A 16,528-nucleotide genomic window follows, 5' to 3' on the forward strand; every position below is an offset into this window, starting at 1 on the left:
CCGGATATGTATCCCAAAGAAGTTTCTACAATACTGTTTGATATGGATGGTGTCCTCTTCGATACCATGCCTGTCCACGTTTCGTCTTGGCTGGAGACTACCAACAATTATGGACTGAAAGCCGAGCCGGAAGAGTTTTACCTGTTTGAAGGTCAGCCGGGAAGAGAAACCATTCGTCATCTATATCTGAGAACATTTCAGACAGAGCCGCCACAGCATCTTGTGGAAGAGATATACAGCTATAAGACTTCTCGCTTTATGGAGAGTGCGGATGTGAATACACTCATTCCGGGGATTACGGATATTTTTGAATTTGCCTCTCAAAAAAGATGGAACATAGGAGTGGTAACCGGAAGTTCTCAGCGAGCCTCTCTTGATAAGTTAAAGCATCATTTTGGAGAATATGTTTCCACCTCCCATATTGTCACAGGAGATGATGTGAAGAGGGGAAAGCCTTCTCCGGAACCATATCAGAAAGGCATGAAGATGTTTGAAGCACTTCCGGAGGAGACTTTGGTTATAGAAAACGCTCCGTTTGGAATCCAGAGTGCATCCTCTGCCGGTGCTTATACAATAGCAGTTGCTACGGGTCCTATACATGATGAAGTGTTAAGAGAGAACGGAGCAGACAGAGTATTCCCCGATATGCCTGCTTTGAAGGAGTGGTTGCAGAGCCACTATTGATCGGAGTACCCATTTATGCAGAATCAGATGAAGCCGATAACGAACAACGAAGTCAAGCTGATATCTTCTCTTCAACACGCTCGATATAGACACCGGCATGGGCTTTTTGTGGCAGAGACATGGAAAGTAATCAAAGAGTTACTGCCTTATTTTGATCTCCATCTCATCGCTTGTCATCCCTCTTATCCTGTTCCGGATTCTGTTTCCCTGCCTTCTTTGGCAGTAAGAGAGATCGATGATGTCCGGCTCAGAAAGTGTTCTTCTCTTCAAACACCGCGGGAGGCTGTTGCGGTATTCTCTTTGCCCTTACAGAAAGAGCTTGATTTTCAAACCCTACCTAAAGGTGTTATCCCTGTTTTAGATCGAATACAAGATCCTGGTAACATGGGCACTATCATCCGTTTGTGCGAGTGGCATGGTTGCTCTACTCTTATTTTGGGAGAGGGATGTGTGGATCCTTTTTCTCCCAAAGTGGTGCAGTCCTCCATGGGAGCTCTTGCAGGGGTAACGCTTTACAGAGATGTTGATCTGCCCGGTTGGATGTCTTTCAATAAAGATAAATCGACATCGGAGATTATTGCTACGGATATGACCGGCACGAGTCTTTACAAGTGGAAGCCGGAAAGGGATACCATCTTTCTCTTATTGGGAAATGAAGGAGGAGGACTCTCCTCCGAACTGAAGCAGTTGGCAGATCATACAATTACAATTCCCCGTTCATCTCGCTCTTTTTCCGCCGAATCTCTCAATGTCGGAGTAGCTTCCGCCATCATATTGTCTCATCTTACGGCACACTCTTCATTATCGTGAAAGGAAAACTTTATCTTATTCCCTCCGCGCTGTCGGAAGTATCATCTTCCCATTATATCCCACCATACAATATCGAGGTGATACGCAGTGTGAAGCACTTTATTGTGGAAAATGCTCGCACGGCAAGGCGTTTCTTGAAGTTTGCACTGCCGGAGCTGAATATCTCCGAGCTGGTTATAGTAGAGATGGACAAGCACAATCCACAAGAAAGCGTTGCAGAGCTGGCAGAACCATTGCTTCAAGGGTATAGTGTCGGACTGCTTTCCGAGGCAGGTTGTCCTGCTGTTGCCGATCCCGGTTCTCGCATAGTGGAGTGGGCACACAAGAAAGGAGTAGAGGTGATACCTTTGGTGGGGCCCTCATCTATCCTGTTGGCACTTATGGGATCCGGCTTTAATGGGCAACGCTTTGCTTTCAAAGGCTATCTCCCGATAGATGATAGAGAAAGAGCATCGGTGTTAAAAGAGATGGAGCGAAGAATATCCAAAGAGGACGAAACCCAGATTTTTATAGAGACTCCATACCGTAACGTAAAATTGATAGAAGAGTTAGTCAGACAGCTTCCGTCACAGCTGCGTTTATGTGTTGCCGTGAATCTGACGGACGATAAACAACAAAAAGTAGTAACAAAAAGCCTTACCGAATGGAAGAAAGAGAAGGATCTCTCCGATTGGTTGCACAAACATCCTGCGATATTCCTTCTTTTTTAATCCTGACGAAAAATAAATCCTTATGTTAGTTAGAGTTTTTGAAGATAATCCCCAAAGCAGTGTTATCGCTCAAGTAGATGAGATTTTGTCTCACGGAGGAGTTGTCATCATGCCCTTGGATGGGCGTTATTGCCTTGTTGGAGATGCACTCCAGCCGCATGCTGTACAGACAATTTGTGATATAAAAGGGCTCATCAAATCCGTCAAAACGCCTTTGACCATTGTTTGTAAAGATCTTTCCCAGGCAAGTACCTATGCCAAGATAGACAACGCCTCTTTTTCCATTATGAGGCAGAATGTTCCTGGAGCATTTACTTTTGTATTGCCGGCGGGGGGAAGTCTGCCTAAGATTTTCAAGCAAAGGAAAGAAGTCGGTGTTCGTATCCCTCAAGGAGGTATCATTAACGCACTTTTTGCTCTCAGGGATGAGCCTCTCATTACGGCTTCTCTACCTTCTGCAAAAGCGGATGAAGATGAAGCATATCTTTACCATCCCGAACTTATAGAAGAGGAGTGGGGAGAAAAGGTGGATTTGATTCTGGATGCAGGAGAGGGAGCAATGGAGAGAACCACCATTGTCAGACTGATGGATCCGGACGAGATAGAGATTATAAGAGAAGGGGCAGGAGAGCTACAACTCTAACCCTAAGTTAAGAACAGATCCATTCTAACTTTTTAGAGGAAGAAAAAAGATATTAAAATTTGCACATCCTTCCGATTGCCGATTGCAAAAATAGTTGTTACTTTGCAGGCGATTTGGAGGATGTTTTTCTTTGGAAACTAAGCTTTTCGTTCACTCGAAAGGCATGCTGCAAATCCTTTACCTTTAGCCGGTAGAATCTTGAATCGAAAAAATATAATACGCTTATCTGAATAAATTTATGAATCCAACTTCCAAAAAGAATTCTCAATTCTTGCGTCACTTTTTAGAGGCAGGGATCTTTCTTTTGCTCTTCTTTGCTGTTTTCGGCTATATAGGCTCTCAGATGGGATTGGCAAATATGCTGAACACCATCATGAACACCTCTTTTCGTCTGCTTATAGATACCGTCTTCTACATCATGGGTATTACCGTATTGAGTGGTGCGCTCGGCAGTTTGTTGGTCGAGTTTCATGTGGTGGACATGCTGGAGCGTGTGCTCCGTCCGTTGATGCGTCCTGTCTACAATCTTCCGGGTGTCTCTGCTTTGGGTGGTATCCTGACATTCCTTTCGGACAATCCGGCTATCATCTCTCTTGCAAAGGATCGTAAGTTTTGCAGATACTTCAAGAAGTATCAGCTCGTATCCTTAACCAACTTCGGTACAGCCTTTGGAATGGGTCTTGTGGTTATTATTTTCATGGCGAGTAAAGGCTATGCATCGGGTGCTTTGGTCGGACTCTTCGGAGCACTTTGTGGTAGTATAATATCCACGCGACTCATGCAACGCTTTACTCTTAAACGGTATCCCGAAATGGACTCGGCGGTAGATCTCGAAGGCACCGAACACGTCGAAGCGGAAGAGAAAAAAGAGAATGCTTTTCTCCGTATGCTCAATGCTATTCTGGATGGAGGTAAGACAGGGGTGGACTTGGGTATCGCTATCATTCCCGGTGTACTCATTATCTCTACTGCGGTAATGATGCTGACAAATGGCCCTGGTGCGGATGGTGCTTTCAATGGAGACGCTTTTGAGGGAGTGGGATTGCTTCCTGCCTTGGCAGACAAAGTGGACTTCCTGTTCAAGTGGCTTTTCGGATTTGAAGACTCACGCCTTATAGCTTTCCCGATAACAACGCTTGGAGCTGTTGGAGCCGCACTTGGATTGGTGCCTAACTTTGCTGAGCAAGGAATATTGGACGGAAACGCCGTGGCGGTCTTCACTGCAATGGGTATGTGTTGGAGTGGTTTCCTAAGCACTCATACAGCCATGCTCGACTCTCTCGGCTACCGCAAGCTCATATCTCAAGCCATTGGAGCTCATGCCATTGGCGGTCTTATAGCAGGCGTTATTGCTCACTGGCTTTTCGTCTTGGTCAGCATGATCTTTTAAGTGGGTTTGTAATCAGTTTTTAATACCCGTATAGAGGCAAAATCGTATCACGATTTTGCCTCTTTTTGTTGGGAGCTTTTATATAAAAATGGAGTTGATAACGGCTCCTCTAAAAGTTTCTTCTTTCATCGTCTTTTGGGATTGCTAAAAATTGGAGTTGCCTTATCTGTTTGTCGATTAGCTTATTACTGAAAATCAATTCTTCTGAACTTTTCTCCTCTCGGACGGATTTAGGGCTTGTTTTTGAGTTAATATGTGTTGAATTTTGAGTGGTTTGATGTAAATATTTTCTAATTTAAGAAGGTGCCGTAAAATCTCTTCTTTTGGTGTCTAAAAATCTAAATCATTAGGAATGAATACTATAAGGAAAATTCTAAACACGTTAATCGAATTCGGTAAACGTGTTTAATGAAATCACTAAACGTGTTTACTGAAAAATTAAACACGTTAAGCCGAAACAATATGCTCGTTTAGCATTTTTGATGACTTTTTCTGGTTAATAAATGTGAGTAAAATAAGGGCGATTTAACATTCTGATCAGCCTCTGAAAACAACCCTTTCGATCAAAATAGAGAGCAAGAAAAAAGTGAGCATTTTTCGGGATGGAATATATAAAAATGAAGTCTCCAAAAACGGATTCAAACCAACTCTTTTTATCGAAAAAAGTGGTTGAAGAAGTTTTTGAAGCAAAATCCTTGCTCTGAAAATAATTTTATGCAATTTATTATCCTATTCTTCTATTTGATAAACAGGTGGTTGGGTGTTTCTTGTGGATATTTTTGCTGCTAAATTACTTGGAGGTATTTGTACGTTCAAGATATTCTTCCTACCTTTGCATTCGCTAACGGGAAATCCCGGTGGCAAAGACAAGATCATAGATATATTGGATACAAGATTTTCAACAAGTAGTACAAGGGAAATATCTCTATGTTAAGTAGAGGACATTACCCGTCAACTATTACCTGGGAAATAGAGTAAGGATACTGAGCATAGGAATAAGTAAAAAAACAAAATGACAAAGAAGAGTTTGATCCTGGCTCAGGATGAACGCTAGCGATAGGCTTAACACATGCAAGTCGAGGGGCAGCATAAAGTCAGCTTGCTGATTTGGATGGCGACCGGCGGATGGGTGCGTAACGCGTATGCAACTTACCTGTCAGAGGGGGATAACCCGGAGAAATTCGGACTAATACCGCATACACNGATGGCGACCGGCGGATGGGTGCGTAACGCGTATGCAACTTACCTGTCAGAGGGGGATAACCCGGAGAAATTCGGACTAATACCGCATATACTTGAGATGCTGCATGGTATTTCAAGGAAATATTTATAGCTGACAGATAGGCATGCGTTCCATTAGCTAGTAGGTGAGGTAACGGCTCACCTAGGCGACGATGGATAGGGGAACTGAGAGGTTAAACCCCCACACTGGTACTGAGACACGGACCAGACTCCTACGGGAGGCAGCAGTGAGGAATATTGGTCAATGGGCGAGAGCCTGAACCAGCCAATTCGCGTGAAGGATGACTGCCCTATGGGTTGTAAACTTCTTTAGTAGGGGATTAAAGTTTGCCTTGCGAGGCAATTTGCAAGTACCCTAAGAATAAGTATCGGCTAACTCCGTGCCAGCAGCCGCGGTAATACGGAGGATACGAGCGTTATCCGGATTTATTGGGTTTAAAGGGTGCGTAGGTTGCTTTTTAAGTCAGTGGTGAAAAGCTGTGGCTCAACCATAGTCTTGCCGTTGAAACTGAGGAGCTTGAGTGTAGATGCTGTAGGCGGAACGCGTAGTGTAGCGGTGAAATGCATAGATATTACGCAGAACTCCGATTGCGAAGGCAGCTTACAAAGTTACAACTGACACTGAAGCACGAGAGCGTGGGTATCAAACAGGATTAGATACCCTGGTAGTCCACGCCGTAAACGATGATTACTAAGAGTATGCGATATAATGTATGTTCTACAGCGAAAGCGTTAAGTAATCCACCTGGGGAGTACGTCGGCAACGATGAAACTCAAAGGAATTGACGGGGGCCCGCACAAGCGGAGGAACATGTGGTTTAATTCGATGATACGCGAGGAACCTTACCCGGGATTGAAATGTGCATGACGTAAATTGGAGACGATTTATACCCTTCGGGGCATGTATGTAGGTGCTGCATGGTTGTCGTCAGCTCGTGCCGTGAGGTGTCGGCTTAAGTGCCATAACGAGCGCAACCCACATTGTCAGTTACTAACAGGTAGAGCTGAGGACTCTGGCGAGACTGCCGGCGTAAGCCGTGAGGAAGGTGTGGATGACGTCAAATCAGCACGGCCCTTACATCCGGGGCGACACACGTGTTACAATGGTGAGGACAAAGGGCAGCTACCTGGCGACAGGGTGCGAATCTCCAAACCTCATCTCAGTTCGGATCGGAGTCTGCAACTCGACTCTGTGAAGCTGGATTCGCTAGTAATCGCGCATCAGCCATGGCGCGGTGAATACGTTCCCGGGCCTTGTACACACCGCCCGTCAAGCCATGGAAGTCGGGAGTACCTGAAGTACGTCACCGCGAGGATCGTACTAGGGTAATACCGGTAACTGGGGCTAAGTCGTAACAAGGTAGCCGTACCGGAAGGTGCGGCTGGAACACCTCCTTTCTGGAGCGAAGTATTCGTGTCTGTTGTTTATATAAAGGACAGATAACTATTACTTGGGTATGACGCAGGTAAGCACACAGATGAATGATTAGTAAGGAGCAGGCATCTTCTACTCCCTTCTACTTAGTTGGTTTTTGTTTCAATATCTCTTTCATATACACACGCTGGGGGATTAGCTCATCTGGCTAGAGCGCGACGCTGGCAGTGTCGAGGTGATCGGTTCGAGTCCGATATCCTCCACAATAAATTTTGATAATCAGGATTATAAGAAAATCGAACACGATGCTAAATGTAAGACGCTTCAAAACGCAGGTTTTTGAGGCGTTTTTTGTTTATAAAAACAGGGACGAGAGCACAACACTCTCGTCCCTGTTCTATAATAGCCCGATCTGGAACTACTATCGTAAACAACCCACTCAAACCCAATCAATTTCAATCCCTACTACTTCGGTGGTGGGGATTGTTGTATATACAACAGAAATCGAAAAAGTCTTAATTTTGTTTTGAAATAGCAAGATTGTTTGCTATCTCTATGGTGTAATAGTAAGAAAGTTACAGCGGTTACTTCTTCTCACCTAAAGCAGAAGAAAATAACTAAAGCAGTCTGATTATGAAGGTAACCATCTCATTCAGATTTGGCAAGCGAAAAGTTACCTTATCGGTACATATTCGCAAGTAAGTCCAACAAAGGTAGGGGCGGCATCCCCTGCCTTTGACTGCTTTAGTCAGTGCAAATATACTAATTATGTCTGAACATCAAAATTGGGGTGGAGCTCGCAAGGGTGCCGGGCGACCTAAAAAAGGTACTAAGTACTACAATTTTATGGCTCTTCCTGAAGTGGATGCTATCCTGTCGTCCTTAAAAGGGAACAAGAGCGAGTATATCAACAAGGCGATACTTTCTTATGCACAAAAGAAAGAAAATTGATTATATTTGCAAAAACACTTATACAACTATGAAACGAATTTTATTTTTGATTATAGCGATTTTCGCTTTTGTGTCTTGCAAAAAAGACGATGTAAAACGTATCAATTTTGATACAAATGCCAAGATCCACATCAAGGAGGCTAAAGGGCTTAGAGCCGAAGAAACAGCACAAACGCTTACATGGGCTGAAATATTGAGAATGCCTGTTGTGCGTTTCGGGTCGATTGACGTAGGGGAAGACCAGCACGGATATATGCGAATAGAACACTATATAGACCTCGAAAAGAATGAGATTGTTCTGCCATCCGATCTTGCAGTTCAAGCCAAGTCTAATGGAACTTACGAAGTGTCTAAAGGCTTCCTATCAGCAAGGGATATGATTATCACTATTAAGAGAGACGCGACCGATAAAGAACAGGAAATAGTAGCCTATATCCCGAACGCTGGGCGTGCCGAATTGATAGCCAAGATAGAGCAGCTATTCAAGGAGGGCAATTCGGAAGAAATATATCGCATTTTTAGAGAGTACTTTAAGGCTCGCAGATGTACAGAGGCAGAGTACAAGGAGCTGAAAGAAAAAGGACTTAATTAGTAGATTTTTACATACTTCCTAAAGGTGGGCTGTCGCACAACGCGGCAGCCCCTTTTATTTTAGTTTTTACCTGTTATTAGGAAGTCGAACGCACCATTATACGCTGTTCCGTTCCACTGCACCTCAATAACACAATATGTGGTTGATTTCGTGATAACTCTTCCTATCAGTTTGTCGTCGCCATTTTGGCAAAGCTGCACGAAGTAGTTAGTGTGCCCGATCGTGTGATCTATCCTGTACCTACCTCTTGCTGTAACCGGCTTGCATCTGTTGCTTTCCCATAGCTTCCGGATTGTAACTCACCGTAGTAGTCCACAGATCCCGAAGCGAGCACGCCCGGCATATCGACCTTTCCTTTCACGCTGAGGAACGGCTCTTCTTCTTGTGCCTCTTTTATCATAACCGAAATTCAATTTTCCGGAAGTTTGTACTGTCGGTTAAGAATACTTGTTCTGAAAAAAAACAAAAGACGGGGCTTATTGTTTTATGAGATTTATATATTTGAGAATCGTTAACTGTAAACAATGAGAAAATCATTATTTACATCAATCGCTTTTGTGGGCATCATGACCACGGGCAGTTGTGTGAAAAGAAACAACCAATACACCATTCGGAAGTATTAAGCAAGTACATACAACAGAATGGACTGTAGAATTATGTTGCAGAATTGCCACAAAAGGGCGGAAGAGTATGCAACAGACTTTTGAAATAATAAATGACAGGAGAGTTATGAATAAGCATTCAATGGCAACCTCATTTGCCTTAATCGGCTTTGGTATTGGAGGTTTTCTTTCCGATTTTTCAACGGTTGGAGTAATGTGTGGATTAGGTTTGGGGCTGCTTGTAGGATATTTTATTGCCGGTCTCACCACGGCAAAAGGGTACATGTTGCAAGAAGACTTTGTCGCAATGGGTAATCTTGCAGGTAAAACATTAGATGAAATCAAAGAAAAGGTTGGTGCCCCCAGAATAATACAAGCCTGTACTGTTGCGGATACAGGGAGAAAAGGGACTCTATGTACTTGGGCAGAAATGCCTTATATTATTATACTGCTATTTGACGAAAACAATATCTGTATTGGTGTAAATAAAGAAATGATAATGGATTGAGGGTCTTTAATCTGTTGTTCAATTCAAAACATTGCAGATCTCTACTATCTTATACCATCTGAGGGCGACTTTACAGATTAGTAACCTCCAGAGATATTTCAGAGAAGAGGATAGATATGAAGATATTCTGCTTTCTTGCAGAGACCTGATAGTTATGATTTAATACCTAAAAAGCCGAAGCATAATTGCTTCGGCTTTTTTTAGTATCATTATTTCACCCAACACTTTTGTTCTAAGGCGTTTTGCCATTGAAACTCTTTATTAAGGTCAAACTATTCCGACAGTTTTTGATTTTCAGTGCCCGAAATAATACGATCAAGCACACTGACAAACTCGTTCAGTCCATCTTCTACGTGGAGTATTTCGGGCTTATATCCGGTATCAAATTTTAGTAACAACGGTTTCCTGTTCGGTATATGGATGAGGACACCATCTTGATAAAGATTGTAGTAGAGCACACTCTCGATCGGTATTGATGCTGTTACATTATTTCGCATTCCGATGAACAATATACGTTCATTAGAGATGAACAACCTCCCAATATCCATAAGAGAGAAGCTTGTAATCTCATTACCGATAAAAGAGATGCTTCCGGCGTGCAGCAAACCACTTTCCCACCGCACTCCCGAATAAGCTATATTATAATGAGTAGTCTTTTCTTCATGAAGCTCCACGCCATATATCACGTGATATGCTGCTTCCCCTTTTCGCAGGTTAAGCCCATGTTGCGAAGCGTCAATGGGCTCCAGTTTATCGTGTTGCAGATCATAGCGTTGGGCAACAGCCCATTGATAGGAGGTGAAAATATCGTAGCCGTTATGCCTTGTCTCGTTCTTGTCGAAAGGGAATGCTTGCTTTACTGCTTCTGCATTCTTAGAGTGTGCTATTTCTTTAGGCATTCCGCACTCTACAAAAATATCTAAAAATGATACGGTTCTATTTTCTTCAAAGATCGACTTTACTTTTTGTATCCACCGCTGTTGCTCTTCTGTGAGGGCGGATGCCGTTGGTTGTGGAGATGTCGAGTTGCCGGATGCAACCTTCACTATTGCTACAAAAAAGATGATGGCAACTACTGCAATGAAAAAGTATAACATAACGAATCAAATTAAACAGTGGATGAGATATAGGCTCTCGTCCGATGTAATAACTCTTTCTACAAGGGCGATTGCCGTAAATAACACATTTTGCCGTCTTATTATTTGGCTTTAAGGATTGTAAATGTATGTATATTAGGTTAATTTTCAAAAAAACTATTCCGGAGGTATTGAGACGAAGCCTTGTCTGTCTTAATTTTTGCTGCACACAGACACTCATCTTATTATCATAACCGATAGCAACAATTCCCTTGCTGTCGGTTATTTTTTTGTCTTCTTTCCAAACTCTTGCTATATTTATTCCTCGCATGGGAGAGTCTTTTCTATTTCCGGGCTATCCTTGTTTGTTCGGCAGCAGAGCCGGTTATTTCAAAGAAGTTTATCTCAGGCAGATTAAGATGGAAGAGTTGTTTCGGTCCTACATAGACTATTTGAGGTATGAGCGCAATGCTTCCGCTCACACCATTCTCGCGTATGAGAGAGATCTTGCGGACTGGTTGGCTTTTCTTGCGGAGCTGTTTGGAGAGGGTGGAGAAGAGCGTTATGCAGATATTTCTTCCAAAGAGGTGCGCAAATGGATGCTGAAGCTCTCCACCTCCAATCTCAAAGCCACGACCATCAAGCGGAAGATCAGTGCCGTCAGAAGCTGGTACTCCTATCTTCGGGTACAGGGAAAGATCGGGCGGAATCCTTGTCTCGGACTTTCCATGCCCAAAGAGGAGCGGAAGCTGCCTGCTTATGTCAGAAGCGAAGTGCTACTGCACCTCATTTCGGATCTGTATGATGTTTATGCTTCCTCTCATCAGCACAAAGATCTCAACACTGCTTTTGTCGTGGATATGCTTTATCAGACCGGATTTCGCAGATCCGAGCTGTGCGGCATTAAGGTCGAAGACATCCATTTGTCGAAGATGGAGATCAAAGTTTTAGGTAAACGGGATAAAGAGAGAATTGTACCTTTTGGTTCTTGTTTGCTAAAAAAAATAGAGTTATATTTGTGTAGAAGGGAAGACATAGCACCTTCGCATCCATATCTCTTGTGTACAGAGAGTGGGGGGAGTATATCTCCCACACAGCTTTATACTATGGTGAGGGGTGCACTTGGGGCTGTTGCCGGACTCACAAAGCGTAGCCCTCACGTTTTGAGGCACTCATTTGCGACGTCGATGCTTAATAACGGATCCGAGTTGCTCAGTATAAAAGAGCTGTTGGGGCATGCCGACCTTTCAACCACAACTATTTATACGCATACTTCTTTTACGGAGTTGCAAAAAATGTATCACGCTCATCCCAGAGCAAAAACAGTAAAGCGTATGAACATTAACATCCAAGCTAACCATTTTGAGCTTAGCACTCAGTTAGAAGCGTTTGCAGAAAAGAAGGTCTCAAAACTTGAACGCTTTTTAGGAGACATCATCAGGGTAGATGTTTTGTTTTCTCTCATAAAACCGGAAACGAATAGTAACAAAGAGGCGAAGGTGCTTGTCGCTGTTCCGAACAGCGAATTGGTGGCGGTGAAGAGTGCAGACTCTTTTGAGCAGGCTTTGACAGAGGCACTGGAAGCAATAGAAAAACAGATAGATAAATATAAACAAACGCATAGACGATAATAGACTCTTTTCATGGTACCGCTTAGAAACGAGAGGCGCGATGCCTTGTCTTTGAAGTGTGTATCTCTCAGTTTGATAGACTGATTGGCTGGCGCAAAACAGCTAAAAGTACAAGATTTTTAATGTATGAGCCCACATTCACCGTTGAGGTAAGTGTGGGCTTTTGTTATGTGCGGGGCTTGAAGAAACAGACTGTTTATCAATCTTTGATGAACCGATTGAAAAAAGACGTTAGTCCTGTTTACATCTTTCTCTGAATCTTATAAGAGTATCCGTTCAGGGCTTGGTTGGTGAAAATTGCCACTTGCTGTCTGCCATTCAAGCCTTGCTTTTGGGAAACCGAGCCGTGTTTTTTGAGAATCAAAGTTTGATCGGAAACATTTTAAGCGTTCAGAGCTGTTTTTATTCACGTATAACAACTTTTACGAATAGGTTTAGAATAGAAATCTGTCTCTTATCCGAGATTGATTTTATATTTTAATCCCATTTTTGCGTCATTAAAAGGATGATTGTGATAACTCTTAATTTTCTCAAAAAACGCCTCTTTTATTCGCAGTAACGAAAATATTGTTTGATGTTTAAGGATGTCGATCGGAAAAGTTGCATTAACATTTCCTATCGTGGAGATGGGTCTTTTACCTCTTATACCGTTTGGAGATGCTGGTTGGGTGGATTGGTGTTTTGGAAACAGGGGCTGAGAAGAGTCTGTTTTGTCTAAGTTTACACCTTTTTGTCGTTGAGGAAATGCCTGCTTTTAAGGGATGAATATCTTTCTTTTTCTTGTCGAAAACAGATGAAAATAGAGGTGTTAATTTTATTAACATGGTTAACATCTATCGTTAACATATAGTATAAGTGTAGGATATATGCGACATAAAGGTGTGTGAAGATTGTTTGAAAGTGTAATGGAGTCTTATTAAAGTTGTTGGTCTTAATAATAATAACTACTTTTGACACGAATATGGGTATGTTCTTTACAGAATAAGTCTATGTTCCACAAAGGATTTAGCTAATGACCGCTCTTTTTTGTTGAGGATTTATTAATAAACAAAAAAGGAGGTGAATTGGAAGTATGTTTAACACAATTATAACAGTTTACCAAAAATCACTTTTTAGAGATATGAAGAAACAATTTCTATCACTATGGCCGTGCAGGATTGCTCTTGCAGGGGCTATATGCTTGGGTGGTTTGAGCATTGCTCCTGTTGCATACGCTGCTCCTAATGGAGATGCTGCCGTAACAACGGAGGCGCAAGCCAATCAAGGAAAAACGATCAAAGGTAAGGTAGTGGACTCTAAGGGAGCACCGCTCGGCGGCGTGCGTGTGCGCGTTGCGGAGATGCCTTCAAAGGGAGCTATTACCAATGCCAAAGGGGAGTTTACGATCAGCGGAGTGGCTGAAAACCAACATCTGATCTTTACTTCTGTCGGTTATCGCAACGAGCGTTTGAGCGTTAGAGGCGTACAGAATGTAAATGTTGTGCTTCAAGAAGACGTCCTTACAGCAGAGGATGTTGTCGTAACAGCGTTTGCCACAGGTCAGAAGAAAGCTTCTCTTGTAGGTTCTGTGCAGACTGTCCGTCCGGCAGAGCTTAAAGTGCCGGCTTCCAACCTTTCTGCATCTTTTGCAGGACGTCTTGCCGGGGTGGTTTCTGTTCAAAGAACAGGAGCTCCGGGTGCCGATGGTGCCGACTTCTGGATTCGTGGTATCTCTTCCGTAAACGCCAGCTCTCCACTTATCATCCTTGATGGTGTGGCGGTGTCAGCGGGAGACCTTAACGCTCTCGACCCTGAAGTTATCGAAGGGTTCTCTATCCTTAAAGATGCTACGGCTACTGCGCTTTACGGTTCTCGTGGTGCAAACGGTGTGGTTATCGTTACCACCAAGACAGGTACAGATCTTCCGAAACCGATTATCAATGTACGTGTGGAGGGATATGTAAATACTCCGACCCGTCTGCCTAAGTTTGTGGATGGCCCTCGCTTTATGGAGCTGTTCAACGAAGCATTGGACAACCTTCCTACCGGTGACGTTAAGTACACACGTGAGAAGATCGAGAACACTCGCGCAGGGGTTAATCCTTACGTTTTCCCTAATGTAATGTGGTACGATGAGCTGTTCAAGACAGCCGCTTTCAACCAAAAGGCAAACTTCAATATACGTGGTGGTGGTAAGAAGCTCGACTATTTCATGTCCGTTACAGCCGACCATCAGACAGGTATGTTGAAGAATAGAAGTTTGGAGCATAGCTCTTTTGATAACTCTCTCAATGTTTATCGTTACGCATTCCAAAACAATATCCGAGTGAACTTTACGGAGACTTCTTCTCTTGCACTCCGTTTGAATGCTCAGATAGGACAGAGCAGAGGTCCGAGAACAGCGATCAACGACATCTTTGGACAGGTAATCAACTCCAACCCGGTAGATTTCCCGATAGCTTATCCTGAGGATGGCGAAACGCTTTATACCAAATGGGGAGCAAGAAAGATCGGTCCTTCAATGATTCCTAACCCTTACGCCACAGCTGTTGCGGGTTATACAGACAACTTCAACTCTACGGTAATCGCTAATCTTGAGTTTACACAAGATCTCAAGATGATCACTCCGGGTCTTAAGTTTACTGCCTTGGCTTCGTTTAAGAACTGGGCTTCCACAAGCACAAGCCGTTTCCGTGATAACAACTATTTCGAGTTGACAGGGTACCAGTTGAATCCAAAGACCGGTGAGTACGACTTTACACTCAACCGTTTGGCTGATGAAGTGAACACAAACTTGAAGTCTGCCGGTGGAAACAACGGAGACCGCCGTTTCTATGCGCACGCTATGTTGCTATGGAATCGCAATTTCGGCGGACACGACATGGGGGCTATGTTCAACTATAACCAGGAAGAGACTGCCAATAACCTCTCTAACGACAACATCTTGCACAACTTGCCACGTCGCAAACAAGGTCTTGCAGGTCGTTTCACATACAGCTACGACAACAGATATGTCTTTGAAGCCAACTTCGGTTTCAATGGTACCGAAAACTTTGCAAAGGGTAAGCGCTTCGGTTTCTTCCCTTCTGTGGCTCTTGGTTACAATGTTTCCGAAGAGAAGTTCTGGGAACCGATCAAGGAGTATATCCCTCTCTTCAAGCTTCGTGGTTCTTATGGTCTTGTGGGTAATGAGGCTATCGGTGGAGACCGTTTCGTATACCTTCCCGATGTGAACCTGCAAGGTGGAGGTCCTTCTTATACTACCGGTTTGGATCAACAGTATGGTTTGACCGGTCCTGATATCAGACGCTTCGGTAATCCTGATATTACTTGGGAAGTCGGAAAGAAAGCAAACGTCGGTATCGACCTTCAAATCCTTAAAGGTCTTCGCCTTAATGTAGACCTCTTCCATGAGTATCGTACCAACGTATTCCAGCAACGTGGAGCTGTTCCAAGCTATATGGGTACGGCGGCAACCAAGATCTATGGTAACCTTGCCGAGATTAGCAACCGTGGTATAGATGCTGCGCTTGACTTCAATAAGAATGTAAGCAAAGACTTCTGGTACAATGTTCGTGGTACATTTACCTTTGCTCGCAACCGTGTAGAGAAGTGGGACGAACCGTTCTTCTTGGAATACCCTCTTCTTTCACAAGTTGGTCGTAGCTTGAATGTCTGGACAGGATATGTTGCAGAGCGTCTGTTCATTGACGATGCTGAGGTTGCAAACAGCCCGGATCAGTCTTCATTTGCCAATGGAGCCAAGGCAGGAGACATTAAGTATAAGGATCTTCCGGATAGAGATGGCAACTACAATGGCCGTATCGACTCTAATGACCGTATGCCTATCGGTTATCCTACAATCCCTGAAATCATTTATGGTCTCGGCTCTAATATGAAATACAAGAATGTGGATTTCGGTATCTTCTTCCAAGGTGTTGCTAATACCTCTATGATGCTATCCGGTTTCCACCCGTTCGGTACACAGTCTAACCGTAACGTATTGCAGTTTATTGCTGATGATCACTGGAGTGCTTCTAACCAAAATATACATGCCGCTTATCCTGAACTTACTAAACAAGATAAAGCTGTCAATACTGCTGTTTCCACTTATTGGTTGCGTGACGCTTCATTCTTGAAGTTAAAAAACATAGAGCTCGGTTATACTTACAAGAATGCAAGACTTTATGTCTCTGCTCAGAACGTTTATACCTTCTCTAAGTTTAAGCATTGGGACCCTGAAATGGGTGGTGGTAATGGTCTAAAGTATCCTACTCAGACTACTATAAACGTGGGTCTTCAAGTGTCATTTAAGTAATTGGCAGAGAGGTGTAC

At 43.4% G+C, this 16,528-nt stretch carries 12 protein-coding genes, 1 tRNA gene and 1 rRNA gene; 12 read left to right on the forward strand and 2 right to left on the reverse strand.

Annotated features, from left to right (window positions below; translation table 11 throughout):
• Positions 1–6 precede the first annotated feature (6 nt).
• From HQ29_RS07600 to HQ29_RS07640, 9 genes are all read left to right on the forward strand, one after another.
• Positions 7–684, forward strand: a complete 678-nt coding sequence (locus tag HQ29_RS07600) for an HAD family hydrolase (RefSeq protein ID WP_036868837.1) — start codon at positions 7–9, stop codon at positions 682–684.
• Between the two features lie 27 nt (positions 685–711).
• Positions 712–1,494: a TrmH family RNA methyltransferase gene (locus HQ29_RS07605; protein WP_161781569.1), complete on the forward strand. Its 783-nt coding sequence runs from the start codon at positions 712–714 to the stop codon at positions 1,492–1,494.
• Positions 1,491–2,204 (forward strand): SAM-dependent methyltransferase, encoded by a 714-nt coding sequence (locus HQ29_RS07610; protein WP_036844927.1) that lies wholly within the window; start codon positions 1,491–1,493, stop codon positions 2,202–2,204. The genes HQ29_RS07605 and HQ29_RS07610 overlap by 4 nt, the downstream gene beginning before the upstream one ends.
• Positions 2,205–2,226: 22 nt before the next feature.
• Positions 2,227–2,847 (forward strand): L-threonylcarbamoyladenylate synthase, encoded by a 621-nt coding sequence (locus tag HQ29_RS07615; protein WP_036790164.1) that lies wholly within the window; start codon positions 2,227–2,229, stop codon positions 2,845–2,847.
• A gap of 238 nt (positions 2,848–3,085) precedes the next feature.
• On the forward strand, positions 3,086–4,237 hold the full coding sequence (locus tag HQ29_RS07620) for a CD0519/CD1768 family membrane protein (RefSeq protein ID WP_036790166.1): 1,152 nt from the start codon (positions 3,086–3,088) through the stop codon (positions 4,235–4,237).
• Positions 4,238–5,252: 1,015 nt separating this feature from the next.
• Positions 5,253–6,877 (forward strand): 16S ribosomal RNA (locus HQ29_RS07625).
• A 166-nt stretch (positions 6,878–7,043) separates the two neighbouring features.
• Positions 7,044–7,117: transfer RNA gene (locus HQ29_RS07630), tRNA-Ala, on the forward strand.
• Positions 7,118–7,622: 505 nt separating this feature from the next.
• Positions 7,623–7,805: a hypothetical protein gene (locus HQ29_RS07635; protein ID WP_036868841.1), complete on the forward strand. Its 183-nt coding sequence runs from the start codon at positions 7,623–7,625 to the stop codon at positions 7,803–7,805.
• A 28-nt stretch (positions 7,806–7,833) separates the two neighbouring features.
• Complete coding sequence (locus HQ29_RS07640; protein ID WP_036868843.1) at positions 7,834–8,397, forward strand: hypothetical protein; 564 nt, start codon at positions 7,834–7,836, stop codon at positions 8,395–8,397.
• A gap of 229 nt (positions 8,398–8,626) precedes the next feature.
• Here the strand turns inward: HQ29_RS07640 and HQ29_RS10420 are convergent, their stop codons facing one another.
• A complete protein-coding gene (locus HQ29_RS10420; protein ID WP_161781570.1) occupies positions 8,627–8,797 on the reverse strand; it encodes a hypothetical protein in 171 nt (56 codons plus the stop codon).
• Between the two features lie 290 nt (positions 8,798–9,087).
• Between HQ29_RS10420 and HQ29_RS07645 the strand changes: the two genes are divergently transcribed.
• Positions 9,088–9,507 (forward strand): hypothetical protein, encoded by a 420-nt coding sequence (locus HQ29_RS07645; RefSeq protein WP_152566513.1) that lies wholly within the window; start codon positions 9,088–9,090, stop codon positions 9,505–9,507.
• 272 nt (positions 9,508–9,779) lie between these two features.
• Here HQ29_RS07645 and HQ29_RS07650 read toward each other — a convergent pair whose 3' ends face one another.
• A complete protein-coding gene (locus HQ29_RS07650) occupies positions 9,780–10,604 on the reverse strand; it encodes a hypothetical protein (RefSeq protein WP_036868847.1) in 825 nt (274 codons plus the stop codon).
• Between the two features lie 308 nt (positions 10,605–10,912).
• On the opposite strand from HQ29_RS07650, the gene hpf reads away from it, so the two are divergent.
• Together hpf and HQ29_RS07660 are read left to right on the forward strand one after the other, a co-directional pair.
• Positions 10,913–12,214, forward strand: coding sequence for a ribosome hibernation-promoting factor, HPF/YfiA family (hpf, locus tag HQ29_RS07655; RefSeq protein WP_152566514.1), 1,302 nt, complete (start codon positions 10,913–10,915; stop codon positions 12,212–12,214).
• A gap of 1,120 nt (positions 12,215–13,334) precedes the next feature.
• Entirely contained in the window at positions 13,335–16,511 is a 3,177-nt protein-coding gene (locus tag HQ29_RS07660) for a SusC/RagA family TonB-linked outer membrane protein (protein WP_052089980.1), read from the forward strand.
• Positions 16,512–16,528 lie beyond the last annotated feature (17 nt).

The organism is Porphyromonas canoris, assembly GCF_000765975.1.
GTDB classification, from domain to species: Bacteria; Bacteroidota; Bacteroidia; order Bacteroidales; family Porphyromonadaceae; genus Porphyromonas_A; species Porphyromonas_A canoris.

Coding starts and splice junctions, on each gene's coding strand:
- HQ29_RS07635 (WP_036868841.1), top strand. CDS start 7,623: ATGTCTGAACATCAAAATTGGGGTGGAGCTCGCAAGGGTGCCGGGCGA.
- HQ29_RS07660 (WP_052089980.1), top strand. CDS start 13,335: ATGAAGAAACAATTTCTATCACTATGGCCGTGCAGGATTGCTCTTGCA.
- HQ29_RS07600 (WP_036868837.1), top strand. CDS start 7: ATGTATCCCAAAGAAGTTTCTACAATACTGTTTGATATGGATGGTGTC.
- HQ29_RS07645 (WP_152566513.1), top strand. CDS start 9,088: ATGCAACAGACTTTTGAAATAATAAATGACAGGAGAGTTATGAATAAG.
- HQ29_RS10420 (WP_161781570.1), bottom strand. CDS start 8,797: ATGATAAAAGAGGCACAAGAAGAAGAGCCGTTCCTCAGCGTGAAAGGA.
- hpf (WP_152566514.1), top strand. CDS start 10,913: ATGGGAGAGTCTTTTCTATTTCCGGGCTATCCTTGTTTGTTCGGCAGC.
- HQ29_RS07605 (WP_161781569.1), top strand. CDS start 712: ATGAAGCCGATAACGAACAACGAAGTCAAGCTGATATCTTCTCTTCAA.
- HQ29_RS07620 (WP_036790166.1), top strand. CDS start 3,086: ATGAATCCAACTTCCAAAAAGAATTCTCAATTCTTGCGTCACTTTTTA.
- HQ29_RS07640 (WP_036868843.1), top strand. CDS start 7,834: ATGAAACGAATTTTATTTTTGATTATAGCGATTTTCGCTTTTGTGTCT.
- HQ29_RS07650 (WP_036868847.1), bottom strand. CDS start 10,604: ATGTTATACTTTTTCATTGCAGTAGTTGCCATCATCTTTTTTGTAGCA.
- HQ29_RS07615 (WP_036790164.1), top strand. CDS start 2,227: ATGTTAGTTAGAGTTTTTGAAGATAATCCCCAAAGCAGTGTTATCGCT.